The sequence below is a fragment of the Bradyrhizobium sp. USDA 3315 genome, assembly GCF_054056795.1.
In genome coordinates, this window is record NZ_JBSRYP010000001.1 from 1,935,734 (window position 1) to 1,949,371 (window position 13,638).

Below are 13,638 nucleotides of genomic sequence, written 5' to 3' on the forward strand. Positions count from 1 at the left end.
CTCACGCAGCGTTTCCGGTTGATGAAATCTTCTGTTGTGCGAGCTCGGCGCGCACCGCTTCGGTATCGGCGCCGAGCACCGGCACCTTCAGACCTTCGCCGATATTGCGGCCGTTCCATTCGAGCGGCAGCGCGGGGACGCGGAACGGCTTGCCGTCGGCGTTCACGTTGTTGACCAGCCCGCCGGGACGCAGCACATGCGGATCCCCGAGCAGATCCTCCGGCCGGTTGATCGGCGAGAAGCAGATGTTAAGCGCGTCGAGCCTCGCCGAGAGATCCGCCACGTTCCAATCCTTGACCACCGCGGCAACGCGCGGAATGATCCGGTCGCGCGCCATGATGCGGTCCGTGGTCGAGCGCAGCGTCGGATCGTCGGCGAATTCCGTGAGGCCGAACTCGCGGCAGAAGCTCTGCCAATGACCTTCGGTGACGACGCCGATGAAGATGCGATCGCCGCCGGCGGTATCGAAGATGTCGTAGATCGGCCAGGCATGCTCGCGTTCCGGCATCGAGCGCGGCTTGCGTCCGGTCATCTCGTACTCGACCATGTGCTGGGCGACCAGGAACAGGCAGTTCTCGAACAGGCCGATGCGGATGTCAGCGCCGCTCCTGTCGCCGCCGCGTTTCTGATAGAGCGCGGCGAGGATCGAGATCACCCCGAACATGCCGCCCATGATGTCGTTGGCGGAGGAGCCGACGCGCTGCGGCTTGTCGCGCGTGCCGGTCATCGCGGCGAGCCCCGACATCATCTGCACGACCTCGTCGAGCGCCGGCCGATGATCATAGGGACCGGACAGAAAGCCCTTGTGGCCGGCGATGATCAGCTGCGGATATTTTTGGCGAAGCTCCTCGGCGCCGAGCCCCTGCTTGTCGAGCTGGCCGTCGCGAAAATTCTCCAGGAACACGTCGGCGCTGGCAAGCAGCCGGTGCATCGTGTCACGGTCCTCGGGCTTGGCGAAGTCGAGCACCACGCTGCGCTTGCCGCGGTTGAACAACGGAAAGAACGAGACTCCCATGCCGCCGAGCGAACGGGTCTTGTCGCCGGCGGGCGGTTCGACCTTGATCACCTCGGCGCCGAGTTGCGCCAGGATCATGCCGCAGGTCGGCCCCATCACCATGTGGGTCATCTCGACGACCCTCACGCCTTCCAGCGGCAGTCCGTTCCCGGTCATCGGTTTCTCCGTGCTCGTTGCGCTCTTGTTCTGACGCGTTTCTTCACGCGAACCGGTACCGCTTCGCTCGAAAACGCTTTGTGATCGGCGCAGGTTAGGCTTCCGCACGCTATCTGAAAAATATAATCTGTCGAATAGAGTATTCGTGGTTCTAGAACGCTGAACCCTCATGGATTCGCGCCAGCTTCGCTATTTCATCGCGGTTTACGAGCAGCGCAACCTGTCGCGGGCGGCGGATCAGGCCAACGTCGCGCAATCCGCGCTCAGCCACCACATCGCCAATCTCGAGGCGGAATTCGCGACGCCGCTGTTCGAGCGCAAGCCGCGCGGCATGGAACCGACCGCGGCGGGCGAGCGGCTCTATGAACATGCCCGCATCATCCTGCGCGCGATGGCGGCGGCCGAGCGCGAGATCAAGGAAGGCGCCAGCGTGATCGCCGGCGACATCTCGATCGGCATGGCCAATTCCGGAATGAAGGCGATCGGCGTGCCGCTGATGCGCACCGTGCTGACGAAATATCCGAACCTGAAGCTGTCGCTGACCGAGAGTCTCTCCGGCGCGACGCTGCTGCATCTGCTGAGCTCCGAGGTCGACCTCGCGCTGGTCTACAATCCGCCGTCGGAAAAGGACTTGGTCGCCGAGCCGGTGCTGGAGGAACAGATGTTCTGCGTCGGCACCGAGAAGCTGATCGGCAAGAAGACGCCAATTCCCTTCGAGGAGGTGACGCGGCTGCCGCTGATCCTTCTGCGGTACGGACTATCGGCGCGCGCGCTGCTGGATGATCCCGTGCTGCTGAAGCGGCTCGAGGCCAATGCGATCATGCATCTCAACTCGACCAGCGGCATGATCGGCGCGCTGACCGCGGGTTTTGGCTGCACGATCGCGACGACGCATTTCGTCAGCGAGCCGTTGAAGGCACGATTGCTGGTCGCGCGCGAAGTCATCGAACCAAAACTGACCCGCACGCTCTATCTTTGCCGCTTGCGCAATCGCCCGATGACCTACGTCATGGAGGAGATGTGCCGCCTGATCCGCGCCCTGATCGCAGACCAGGTGGGCCGCGGCGCCTGGGAGGCGACGCTGCTGATCTGAATGTATGACCCAGTGGTTGCACAGGTTCAGTGTCGTCCCTGCGAAAGTGTTTGGTCCCTGCTGATTGGTTGGATGGAATCGGTGTAGAACGAGGCGTGGCCTTTGTTAGGGAGCGCCTCGTGTCATGGAACTGAGCCTGCATGCGAACGCCACGACGACACCGAAGACGCGTGCCTACATCCAGCGCAGCCGGAAGTCGGTCGCCCAATTGGCGGCCGAGCTGGGGGTCAGCGAGACCACAATCTATCGCTGGCGCGGTCGCAGCACGGTCGAGGACCGCTCGCATCGGCCGAAGCACCTCACGACCAGCCTGTCCGCCCTTGAGGAACGGGCAGTGTGTGAGCTGCGGACATCGCTGCAGCTGCCGCTGGACGATATCGTCGAGGTGATGCAGCGGTGCATCAATGCCAAGCTGTCCCGCAGCGCGATCCACCGCTGCCTGCAGCGCAACGGCATCAGCCGGCTTGCCAAGCCTGACAAGCCCAGGGCCGGCGTCTTCGAAAGCGCCAACATCGGCTTCATTCATATCGTCGTGAAGTATCTGCCCGCGCTGCAACGCCGCACCAGTTATGCCTTTGTCGCGATCGATCGCGCCACCCGATACCTCTTCGTCGAGATCCATTCCAGGCGAGACGGAACGACCGCGACCGGCTTCCTCGAACGCTTCCTGGCCGACTTTCCGCACGGTGTTCACACCATCCTGACCGACAACGGAGCCGAGTTCACCGACCGCTTCGCCGTCGACAAGAAGAACAAACCGGTCGGGAAGCCTTCCGGCGACCACCCCTTTGATCGGCTCTGCAAGCAGCGCGCAATCGAGCATCGCCTGACCAAGCCCTACCACCCGCAAACCAACGGCCTCGTCGAACGCTTCAACCGGCGCATCGCTGAAGCCATCGGCCGCGAACACAAACGGGGCAGCGCGCGCCGTACCTTTGTCAACCACGCCGACCGCGACGCCTTCATCGCCAAGTTCGTCCACGACTACAATCGGACCCGCCTCAAATGCCTCGGCTACCTGGCGCCAATCCAGGCCCTCGCCAATCACACGGGACCGAACACGAAAGCAGGGACCCATAACCACCGAACCGCAAAATTGCGCACCAGTGGGACGACGAGTCCCTTTCACGACACCCGCCGCGGAGTATGGGTTCCTGCTTTCGCAGGGACGACAGTTGAACAAGCCGTTTGAAAGGTGAATCAAAGCAACCCTCCCCCCTGAGTTCGAAAATATCGAACGATTCCTTCGATATGTTCGTCTGGATTTCTGGCTCCCGGCTGCCAAACATGCGCGACCGGCACGCCTTCGCAAGAAGGGCGGCCGTTGCACCATTCGGGGAGGACCATCATGAGCGCCGTCGAACTCGGCTCGGTCGCCGATCTCGCCACCACGACAAGCGGACCCGACCAGATTTCGCGACGGCTCGAGGCGCTGCCCACGTCCGGCTACGTCTGGCGGCTGGTGATTCTACTCTCGCTCGGCGGCTGCTTCGAAATCTACGACCTGTTCTTCACTGGCTATATCGCGCCGGGCCTTGCCCGCAGCGGATTGATGACCACGACGACGCAGGCGTTCTTCGGCTTCTCCGGGATCGGCGCCTTCGTCGCGGCGACCTTCGCCGGCCTGTTCATCGGCACGTTCTGCCTCGGCTTCCTCGCCGATCGTTTCGGGCGCAAGGCGGTCTTCACCTGGTCGCTGCTGTTCTACAGCGCCGCATCGGTGATCATGGCGTACCAGACCACACCCGGCGGCCTGCTGCTGTGGCGTTTCATCGCCGGGATCGGGATCGGCATCGAGGTCATCACCATCGACGCCTACATCACCGAGCTGGTGCCGAGCTGGATGCGCGGCCGGGCGTTTGCGATCAACCAGGCGGTGATGCTGTCGGCGGTGCCGATCGTCGCAGCACTTGCGTGGTGGCTGGTGCCGCTCTCGCCTCACGGCATCGACGGCTGGCGCTGGGTGGTGCTGATCGGCGCCGCCGCCAGCATGATCATCTGGGTGTTGCGGCTCTACGTTCCGGAAAGCCCACTCTGGCTGGCCCGCCATGGCCGCGCTGCCGAGGCCGAGCAGATCATGCGGACGCTCGAGGCCGCATCGCCGACGCCTGCGCCGCGCCCCGCCGCCACGGCGGCGATGGTGCCGGCACGTGCGCCGGTCGAGACCGGCTATGCCGACCTGTTCAGGCCGCCCTACGCCTCGCTCGTCGTGCTGTTCATGATCTTCAATCTCTGCCAGGCATTCGGCGTCTACGGCTTCTCCAACTGGGTTCCGGCGCTCTTGGTGCAGAAGGGCATCAACGTCACCAAGAGCCTGCAATATTCCTTCATCATCGCCTTCGCCTATCCGCTCGCGCCGCTCTTGGCCGCAACCTTCGCCGACCGCTTCGAGCGCAAATGGATCATCTGCGGCGCGGCCGCCGCGATCTCGGTGTTCGGTCTCGCCTTCTCGCAGCTCACCGAGCCGGTGCTGCTGATCGCCAGCGGCGTGCTGGTGACGGGGGCCAACATGACGCTGTCCTACGCCTATCACGCCTACCAGACCGAGGTGTTCCCGACCGCGATCCGGGCGCGCGCCGCGGGCCTCGTCTATTCGATGAGCCGGCTCAGCGCGACCTTCTCCGGCTTCATCGTGGCGTTCATGCTGAAGGAGGCCGGCGTCGGCGGCGTGTTCGGCCTGATCACCGCGGCGATGGTCATCGTGATCATTGCCATCGGTGTCTGGGGACCGAACGTCCGCGGCAGGCCGCTCGACGCCTAGAGCATTTCGCTCGAAAACGCTCGCACCGCGGCACAAACGGCACTTGCCGAAGGCATATTGGGTGTCTACCTCTCGCGGGTCATTTGTGCAGAGGTAACCCAGTCATGTTAGCCGCCGCCGTCAAGGCGCTTTCGCAAATCCTGTCGCCGCCGATGCGCTCGATCCTGTGGCGCTCGATCGGGCTTGCGCTGGTGCTGATCACCGTGCTGGCAATCGGATTGCAGCGGCTGCTCAGCTGGTTTGCCGACTATGGCGAAGTCTGGGCCGAAGGCATGCTCGGCCCCAATTTCCATTCCACGCTGCACGTGCTGTCCTGGATCGTCTCGATCTCGGCGGGCCTTGGCGTCGTGCTCGGCGGCATCTTCCTGATGCCCGCGATCACCTCGCTGGTGGCGAGCCTGTTTGTCGACGACGTCGCCGACCATGTCGAGCGCGAGCATTATCCGGCCGATCATCCCGGGGTGGCGCTGCCGGTCACGCTCGCGACGATCGAGGGCGTCAAGACCGCGCTGCTGACGATCCTGGTCTATCTGGTCGCGCTGCCGTTCGTGCTGTTCGCGGGCGCGGGCTTCATCATCTTCTTCCTCGCGACCGCCTGGCTGCTCGGCCGCGAATATTTCGAGCTTGCGGCGATGCGGTTCCTCTCGCCTGATGACGCCAAGGCGATGCGCAAGGAGAACGCGGCGACAGTCTTTACCGCGGGCCTGTTCATCGCCGCCTTCGTCTCGATCCCGATCGTCAACCTGGCGACGCCGCTGTTCGGCATGGCCTTCATGGTGCACATGTACAAGCGGCTGTCGGGCCCGCGGCGCGAGCTGCTCGAGCCGGCGCGGCGAACCAACGTGTCCTCGGTCTAGGTGTTATCCGGAAGGCCGGGCAGCGATGCCGGTACCCGATCGCTTGCGAAGGGCACAAGCAGCAGTCCGACGATCGCCACGCAGGCGAGCATCGCCCATGCTTCGTTCACGGTGAGTGCGAGCGACGCCCGTTCGACCAACGGCCGGATGAACGCCACCGTGGCGTCGTCCGGCAGACCCGGCGGGCGGTCGATCAGCAACTTCGGATCGAGCCCGATCGCCTGCGCCGCGGTGACATCCCCCGCCAGCAGGCGTACGCGGAAATCCTCGCCATGGATCGGGCTTCGCCCATAGAGGATGGTATCGATCAGGGCGATCCCGATCGCGCCGCCCAGATTGCGCATCAAATTGAACAATCCGCTGGCGTCGGCAATGTCCGCCTCCGGCAGGGCGCCCAACGCAATGCGCGTCGGCGGCAGCAGGCAGAACATGATCGCGACGCCGCGCACGACCTGCGGCCAGAACATCTCGGCAAAATCCGCCGTGCGCGGCTGAATGGCGCTCCAGCCGAGGCCGAGCGCGAACAAGGCGAAGCCCGCGCCGGTCAACCGCCGCGCGCCGACGCGGCTCTCCAGGATCGCCGCGAGCGGCGCGGCGGCGAGCTGCGCAACCCCCGTGACCAGCATGATCGTGCCGATCTCGAAGGCGTCATGGCGGCGGACGAAACCGAGGAATACCGGCATCAGATAGGTCGATCCATACAGGCCAATGCCGAGGCAAAAGCTCAGTGCGCAACCGATCGCGAACGGACGCCGCTTGAAGAGCGTCAATTGCGCGATCGGATAGGCCGCGCGGAGCGTGCGCCGGATCAGCAGCGCCAACCCCGCAATGCTTCCGATCAGCAGGCCGAGGCAAGGCATCGAGGCCCAACCGCGTTGCGGCGCTTCCTTCAGACCGATCATGAAGCTTGCGAGCGTCGCCGCGAGCAGGACAAGCGACCATTTATCCAGTCTGGAGAACGCCCGAAGCTGCACGCCTTCCCTCGGAAGCAGCAACGGCGTGACCGCGGCTGCCACCGTTCCCGGAACCAGATTGATCAGGAACAGCCATGGCCACGACCAGGTCTGCGTGATCCAGCCGCCGACGACGGGTCCGACGGTCGGGGCCAGCACCGCGACGACGCCGCCGATCGTGGTGGCCACCGGATGAAGCCGCGCCGGAAACAGCGTGAACACGGCGGAGAACACCGCGGGAATCAGCACGCCGCCGGAAAATCCCTGCAGCACCCGAAACGCCAGCAGCGCCACAAAACCGCCGCTGAGGGCGCAGCCGACCGACGCGACGGTGAACAGGCTCACCGCAAGCGCGAACAGCCATCGCAACGACAGCGCTTGCGTGAAGAGGCCGGTCAGTGGGATCGCGATCACTTCCGCGATCAGATAGGCGGTCTGGATCCAGCTCATCGCCGCCGGCGAGATCGCAAGCGCGCGCTGGATCGTCGGCAACGAGGTTGCGACGACCTGGATGTCGAGAATCGCCATGAACATGCCGAAGCACATCAGGAGGAAGCCGACCCAGGTCGCAGCCGATGGGCCGTCGGTTCGGTGATCCGCCTTGCTCATGGCGTGCTTGTGCGTGGCCATTCGGAAACGGTGAGCGCGCGGTTCTCGATCCGAATCCGGACCGCAAGCACCGCGAGATTGAGGAGGGTGAAGATCAGCGCCAATCGCGGCAGGTGCAGCGCGAGGGGTAGCAGCGCGATTTCACCAACCACGACGGCGTAGTTTGGATGCGGGAAATATCGGTAGGGCCCGGATGCGACCAGTGGCGCGCCCGGCAGCACGACGATTCGCGTGGTCCATCGCGGCCCGAGCGCGGCGAGGATCCACACCCGCAAGCCTTGCAGCAGCAGAAAACCCGCCAGCGCGGCCAGATTGACGTCCCGGTCGCGGCCCCAGATCCACAGCGCGGTCAGCCAGCCGGCGTGAACCAGGACAATGAGCGGGTAGTGATTGGCGCCGACCTCGACCGCGCCCCGTGCGAGAAGCCGCTCCGTGTTGCGACGTGACAGCACGAGCTCGCCGAGACGCTGCAGCGTGACCAGCGCGAGGATGACCGACGCGAAGCTCACGCCGCGTGCCTGAGCGCAACGCAGCTGAGCGTGAAGCCCGGCCCGAGCGCCGTGAGCAGCGAGCGCGGCGGCAATCCCTTGGCGCAGGCTCGTTCGAGAACAAAGAGAACCGTCGGGCCTGACATGTTGCCGCAAGCCGCGATGACGTCGCGTTCGTGATCGAGCGTGCCCTGATCGAGCGCGAGTGCCCGCTCCAGCGCGGCGATGACCTTGGCGCCGCCGGGATGGCAGAGGAAGCGGTCGATGTCATCGGCGGTCAGCTGCATCCGCGCCAGGATTTCGGCGACGGCTGGTCCAACATGGTCGCGGACGAAATCCGGAATGGTTCGCTGAAAGACCACGCCGAATCCTTCGGGATCGACCGTCCAGCCCATGATGTCGAGCGTATCCGGCCACAGCTTTTCGCCCGTCGCCTCGATCCGAGTCGCACCACCGTCCCCGGCACGCAGCACGATCGCGGCCGCGCCATCGCCGAACAGGCTGGCCGCAACGATATTTGCCTTGGTGAGCTCGTCGTGCCGGACCGCGAGCGTGCAGAGCTCGAGCGCAACCAGCAGCACGTTCGCTCCCGGCCGCGCTTCGGCCAGCCGCGCCGCGATCGACAGGCCGGACACGCCGCCCGCGCAGCCGAGGCCGAACACCGGCACGCGCGACACATCCGTCCGCAGACCGAGCTTGCCGGCGACGCGCGCCTCCAGCGTCGGCGTGGCTATCCCCGTCGAGCACACCGTGACCACGATATCGATGTCCCGGCCGGTCAGGTCGGCGCGCGCAATCGCCTTGCGGGCCACGTCGACGTACAGCGTCTCCGCGCCCTCGAGGAACGCCAGCGTTCGCTCCGGCCAGCCGCGCCGTTCGAGATACCATTCAATCGGCTTGACGCCGTAGCGATGCTGGATGCCGGTGTTGGCGAACAGACTGGAGAGCGTCTCGAATTCGGCATAGCGGTCGGCGAGGAGATTGCGCGCGGCCTGCAGGACCTGTCCCTGATGGAATAGATGCGGTGGAACCGCCGTCGCCAGGGAAACAAGCGCGGCCGTCTGCTTTATCTCGATCATCGTGGCTCCATTTCCCCCGCTCTTGGAACCGCGCGATGAGCAAAATATTTCAACACGCCTGCGACATAGCGCGGGGGCCGCATTCACTATAAATTGACCCGGCGGCGATATCCGCGCCGCCTCTTCGCAAATCAGGAAGCGGTGGCGCCCAGCCTGCGCATCACGCTCTTCACCAAGCCGAGCGGCGCCGGCGACAACGGGCCCTGCGGCGCGCGCGTGATGAAGGCGACCAGGACCAGCGCCAGGATCGCGAGCCAGAAGCACAGCCAGAAGCCGTCGATATAGGCGAGCGTGTTGGCCTCGCGCTGCACCAGCGCCGCCAGCGTGCCGACGGCGCGCCCGGTCGCCGTCCCAATGCCGTGGCCGGAAAATTCACCCGCCAGCCGCTTGAGCAGGTTCGCGACGTCGATATCGCCATTCTGGACGTGCTGTCCGAGATAGTTCGAATGGATCTGCTCGCGGACCCGCAGCCAGGTCCCCATCAGCGCGACGCCGATCTCGGCGCCGCCAAGGCGCATGATCTGGATATAGGCCGCGAACGCCGTCGCCCGCGACGGATCGGAATTCGACAGCGCCATGATGATGATCGGCAGCAGCGTGAACGCCTGCCCGATCGACGTGAGCAGGACGATGCCGACGAAATCCTCGCGCGCCCAGACATGGCTCAGCTGCGTGCCCCAGAGATTGGCGGCCGCGAACGCCGAGAAGCCGAGCACCACGACGATGCGCGGATCGAGGTGGCGCAGCAGCAGGATCGAGATCGGCACCAGCACGAACATCGGCAGCGCACCGTAGGTGAACAGCAGCACGCCCGACTGCTCCGGCCGCAGCGCGCCGACGGTGCCGAGGAAGTTCGGCACCAGCGACGAATTCGACAGGCTGGTCAGCGTGTACAGCAGGATGACGACCAGCGAGAGCCCGATATTGCGCGAGAACAGCACGTTGAAATGCGCCCAGGGCCGGCGCGCGATCATTTCGTTGATCATGAAGGCGACGATCAGCAGCCCGCCGCCGATCAAGAGCGCCATCACTGTGCCCGACGACAGCCAGTCCAACCGGTTGCCCTGATCGAGCCCGGCATAGACCATCGACACCCCGGCGCCGAGCAGCAGCATGCCGCCCCAATCGGCATGGTGCAGCAGGTCGCGATTGACGGGTTCTTTCGGAGTGCCGAGATACACCATCAGCCCCATCAGCGGCGCGATCACCACGCCCTGCCAGTACAGCCACTGCCAGCCGAGGTGCTCGACATAGAAACCGACCAGCGAGCTTGACGAGTCGAGCGCGAAGCCGACGCGGATCGAGTACATCGCGATCGCCGGCAGCCACCATCGGATCGGCAAATTGCGCAGGATGATCATCAGCGTCGACGGCACGAAGGTGCCGAGCAGCATGCCGTGGGCGATGCTGAGCGCGATCAGCGTCGTGTAGTCGCGCACGAACGGAATAGTCAGCGAGACCACGGCATAGACCAGGCTCGGAATGCCGAGCACCCGGCGCAGGCCGAACACGGTGGCAAGCCAGGCCACCGCAGGCGCGACGAAGATCTGCGAGCCGATGGCAGCCGTCGAGAGCCAGGCGCCCTCGTCGAAGCTGAGCGAGAACGCGCCGCGCAGATCGGGCAGGCCGACCGAGGTCAGTCGGCTGTCGAAATTCGCCAGGAACGCGCCGAGCAGCACGGCGACGACCGCGAACAGCGGATAGCGCGCGACGTCGCCGCGCGAGACCGGACCACGGTCGCGGTCGTCACTTTCCGCCATTGGCGACCGCCTCGCCGGTGTCGATCCGCGTGACGACCGACATGCCCGGCAGCAGGCGCTCGAGCAAGGGCTGGCCCTTGTCGAACTGGATCCGCACCGGAATGCGCTGCACCACCTTGGTGAAATTGCCGGTGGCGTTATCGGGCGGCAGCAGAGCGAATTGCGATCCGCTCGCCGGTGCGATGCGCTCGACGACGCCGCGCAGCTTCTGGCCGGCGAACGTATCCACGGTGACCTCGACCGGTTGGCCCGGCTTGACGTTGGTCAGCTGGGTCTCCTTGTAGTTGGCGATCACATAGACGTTCGGCAGCGGCACGACATTGATCAGATTGGCGCCGATGTTGACGTAGTCGCCCGGCTGCACCTGGCGCTCGCCGGTGACGCCGTCGAACGGCGCGACGATCTTGGTGTAGCCAAGCTTGAGCTTGGCCGATGCCAGCAGCGCCTTGGCGGCGTCGAGGTCGGCGGCACGCTGCTTCTTGGTACCTTGCAGGACCTCGAGTTGATGGCGCTGTGCCGCGATCACAGCGCGGCTGGCGCGCACGTCGGCCTCCGCCTTGGCGTAGGATGCGGTCGCCTGCTCGAGCCGCTGCCGCGTGCCGGCGTCGGTTTGCGACAGCGACTGCTGACGCTCTTCCTCCTGGCGTGCCAGGGTCTGCTGCGCCTCCGCGGACAGCCGCGCGGCTTCGGCCTGCGCGATGGTCGCATATTGCAGCTCGACCTGGTTGTTGAGGTTGTCGAGCACGGCCTGCGCACCGACCACGCCGGCCTCGGCCTGCGCCACCTGCGCCTGATAATCGGCCGGATCGATCTGCACCAAGAGATCGCCGGCCTTGACGCGCTGGAAATCGGAGACGGCGACGGTGAGCACCTCGCCGGACACGCGGCTGGAGAGCTGGGTCAATTCGGCGCGCACATAGGCATCATTGGTGGTCTGGATCGTGGCGCTGCCGACCCAGGCATCCCAGCGGCTGGTCGCCACCGCGACGAACACCAGCGCGACGAGCACGGCAAACAGCGGAATCGCGAAACGGCTCCAGAAGCCGCTTGCCGAAGGTTGCGGCTTGGCAGGTGCCGCAGCAGGCGCGGTCTGGCTGGCGGGTGACGGACGATCTTCAACCTGCTCTGCCACACCGCACTCCCTCAATCACGCACCGGAACAGCCGACGAACCTATCACGCGGACCGGCATCCACTTCGCTCGAAAACGCCCTGATAGCACATGACGACGATCATTGCCTCAGACGGTCTTTTCCGGCCACCGGCAGAGATCATTGATCAGACATACGTCGCAACGTGGACCGCGGGCGAGGCAGGTGTAGCGGCCATGCAGGATCAGCCAGTGATGGGCGTGCAGCATGAACTCGGTCGGGATCACCTTTTCCAATCCCAGCTCGACCTCGAGCGGGGTCTTGCCGGGCGCGAGGCCGGTGCGGTTGCCGACCCGAAACACATGGGTGTCGACCGCCATCGTGTGCTCGCCGAATGCCATGTTGAGCACGACATTCGCGGTCTTGCGCCCGGCGCCGGGCAACGATTCGATTTCAGCGCGCGTGCGCGGCACCTCGCCGCCGAATTCGGCGATCAGCTTCTGCGAGAGCGCGATGACGTTCTTCGCCTTGTTGCGATAGAGCCCGATGGTCTTGATGTAGTCGCGCACCCTGTCCTCGCCGAGCTCAAGCATCTTCTCAGGCGTGTCGGCGACCGCGAACAGCGCTCGCGTCGCCTTGTTGACGCCGGCGTCGGTCGCCTGCGCCGACAGCACCACCGCAACGAGCAGCGTGTAGGGATTGAGGTGCTCGAGTTCGCCCTTGGGTTCGGGATTGGCTTGGCGGAACCGGTCGAAAGCCTCGTAGACCTCCTCCGATGTCCATGGCTTCGGCTTTACCGTTCGCTTGGCGGCCGTCTTGGCCGCCTTCTTTGCCTCGCGTTTGGGCAGCAGCCTTGCCGCTTTCGCAGGCTTCTTCTTCGGAGCAGATCGAACGCTTGATGTGCTGGCGCGTTGAGAGCGGATGATTTTGGCCATGAACCGGATATACTGATACGCCATGACCGCAGGCAACGACTTTGATCCGGGCGAAGACCTCAGGGCCGATGACCTCGCGGATGATGCCGCTGAGGCCGAGCCCAAACTGTTCTCGGCATTGCTGACTCCGCACCGCTCGCTGAATCGCACCGGCTTTATCGTGCTGATGTCGTTCGTCACCGTGGTCAGCTTCATTGCCGGCGCGGTGTTCTGGTGGCTCGGCGCCTGGCCGATCTTCGGCTTTTTCGGCCTCGACGCGCTGGTGATCTATTGGGCGTTCAAGGTCAATTTCCGCACCGCCAAGGCGAGCGAGGAGATCACCGTCACGGCGTCGGAACTGAGGGTGCGCAGGATCAGCCATCGCGGCCATGTGGCGGAATGGGTGCTCAATCCGCTCTGGGTGCGGTTCGAGCAGATCTCGCATGAGGAGTTCGGCATCGAGCGGCTTTATCTGGTCTCCCGGGGCCGCCGGGTCAGCGTCGGCAGCTTCCTCGGCCCGGACGAAAAGGCCAGCTTCTCCAAGGCCTTGACGGCGGCGCTCAACGCCGCGAAACGCGGACCGACTTACAACCCCATCCACTAGTGTGCTGAATGCGAAGTTCGTGCGATTTCGCGGCGACCACTTTCACGAACTTCGCATTCATAAAGCACACTAGAATCAAAGGTTTGCTAGTGTCCTTATCGAATCCGAAGTTCGCTCCGAAGGTGCGGCAAATGATGCGAACTTCGGATTCGATAAGGACACTAGTCGAGCTTACTTTTGAGCATGATCTCGTCGGAAAACCGGTCCCCACTTTTCCGGATCATGCTTGTCAGAAATCGGGTGGTTTGGAGGCGCCATG

At 64.7% G+C, this 13,638-nt stretch carries 12 protein-coding genes; 5 read left to right on the plus strand and 7 right to left on the minus strand.

Annotated elements, in window-relative coordinates; genetic code table 11:
- Position 1: 1 nt before the first annotated feature.
- Entirely contained in the window at positions 2 to 1,171 is a 1,170-nt protein-coding gene (locus ACVIYL_RS08915; protein ID WP_456778307.1) for a CaiB/BaiF CoA transferase family protein, read from the minus strand.
- Positions 1,172 to 1,340: 169 nt separating this feature from the next.
- On the opposite strand from ACVIYL_RS08915, the gene ACVIYL_RS08920 reads away from it, so the two are divergent.
- The 4 genes from ACVIYL_RS08920 to ACVIYL_RS08935 all read left to right on the plus strand — a co-directional run bounded on the left by ACVIYL_RS08920 (position 1,341) and on the right by ACVIYL_RS08935 (position 5,882).
- Complete coding sequence (locus ACVIYL_RS08920; RefSeq protein ID WP_456778308.1) at positions 1,341 to 2,264, plus strand: LysR family transcriptional regulator; 924 nt, start codon at positions 1,341 to 1,343, stop codon at positions 2,262 to 2,264.
- Positions 2,265 to 2,388: 124 nt separating this feature from the next.
- Positions 2,389 to 3,456 carry a DDE-type integrase/transposase/recombinase gene (locus ACVIYL_RS08925; protein ID WP_456778309.1) on the plus strand — a complete coding sequence of 356 codons (1,068 nt, stop codon included), beginning with the start codon at positions 2,389 to 2,391 and terminating at the stop codon, positions 3,454 to 3,456.
- A 156-nt stretch (positions 3,457 to 3,612) separates the two neighbouring features.
- The gene (locus ACVIYL_RS08930) at positions 3,613 to 5,025 is read left to right on the plus strand and encodes an MFS transporter (RefSeq protein WP_456778310.1); all 1,413 of its coding nucleotides are present in this window, start codon (positions 3,613 to 3,615) and stop codon (positions 5,023 to 5,025) included.
- A 104-nt stretch (positions 5,026 to 5,129) separates the two neighbouring features.
- The gene (locus ACVIYL_RS08935; RefSeq protein ID WP_456778311.1) at positions 5,130 to 5,882 is read left to right on the plus strand and encodes a sulfate transporter family protein; all 753 of its coding nucleotides are present in this window, start codon (positions 5,130 to 5,132) and stop codon (positions 5,880 to 5,882) included.
- Here the strand turns inward: ACVIYL_RS08935 and ACVIYL_RS08940 are convergent.
- From ACVIYL_RS08940 to nth, 6 genes are all read right to left on the minus strand, one after another.
- On the minus strand, positions 5,879 to 7,444 hold the full coding sequence (locus tag ACVIYL_RS08940) for a DHA2 family efflux MFS transporter permease subunit (RefSeq protein WP_456778312.1): 1,566 nt from the start codon (positions 7,442 to 7,444) through the stop codon (positions 5,879 to 5,881). The two genes, ACVIYL_RS08935 and ACVIYL_RS08940, sit on opposite strands and share 4 nt — an antisense overlap.
- Positions 7,441 to 7,953: an isoprenylcysteine carboxyl methyltransferase family protein gene (locus ACVIYL_RS08945; RefSeq protein WP_456778313.1), complete on the minus strand. Its 513-nt coding sequence runs from the start codon at positions 7,951 to 7,953 to the stop codon at positions 7,441 to 7,443. Before ACVIYL_RS08945 ends, ACVIYL_RS08940 begins: the two co-directional genes overlap by 4 nt.
- A complete protein-coding gene (locus ACVIYL_RS08950) occupies positions 7,950 to 9,002 on the minus strand; it encodes a type III polyketide synthase (RefSeq protein ID WP_253609840.1) in 1,053 nt (350 codons plus the stop codon). Before ACVIYL_RS08950 ends, ACVIYL_RS08945 begins: the two co-directional genes overlap by 4 nt.
- A gap of 140 nt (positions 9,003 to 9,142) precedes the next feature.
- Positions 9,143 to 10,771 (minus strand): MFS transporter, encoded by a 1,629-nt coding sequence (locus ACVIYL_RS08955; protein WP_456778314.1) that lies wholly within the window; start codon positions 10,769 to 10,771, stop codon positions 9,143 to 9,145.
- The gene (locus ACVIYL_RS08960) at positions 10,758 to 11,903 is read right to left on the minus strand and encodes an HlyD family secretion protein (protein WP_456778315.1); all 1,146 of its coding nucleotides are present in this window, start codon (positions 11,901 to 11,903) and stop codon (positions 10,758 to 10,760) included. The genes ACVIYL_RS08955 and ACVIYL_RS08960 overlap by 14 nt, the downstream gene beginning before the upstream one ends.
- A 107-nt stretch (positions 11,904 to 12,010) precedes the next feature.
- Positions 12,011 to 12,796: an endonuclease III gene (gene nth / locus ACVIYL_RS08965; protein WP_456778316.1), complete on the minus strand. Its 786-nt coding sequence runs from the start codon at positions 12,794 to 12,796 to the stop codon at positions 12,011 to 12,013.
- Positions 12,797 to 12,818: 22 nt separating this feature from the next.
- On the opposite strand from nth, the gene ACVIYL_RS08970 reads away from it, so the two are divergent.
- Positions 12,819 to 13,379 (plus strand): DUF2244 domain-containing protein, encoded by a 561-nt coding sequence (locus ACVIYL_RS08970; RefSeq protein WP_456778317.1) that lies wholly within the window; start codon positions 12,819 to 12,821, stop codon positions 13,377 to 13,379.
- The last annotated feature ends 259 nt before the right edge of the window (positions 13,380 to 13,638 follow it).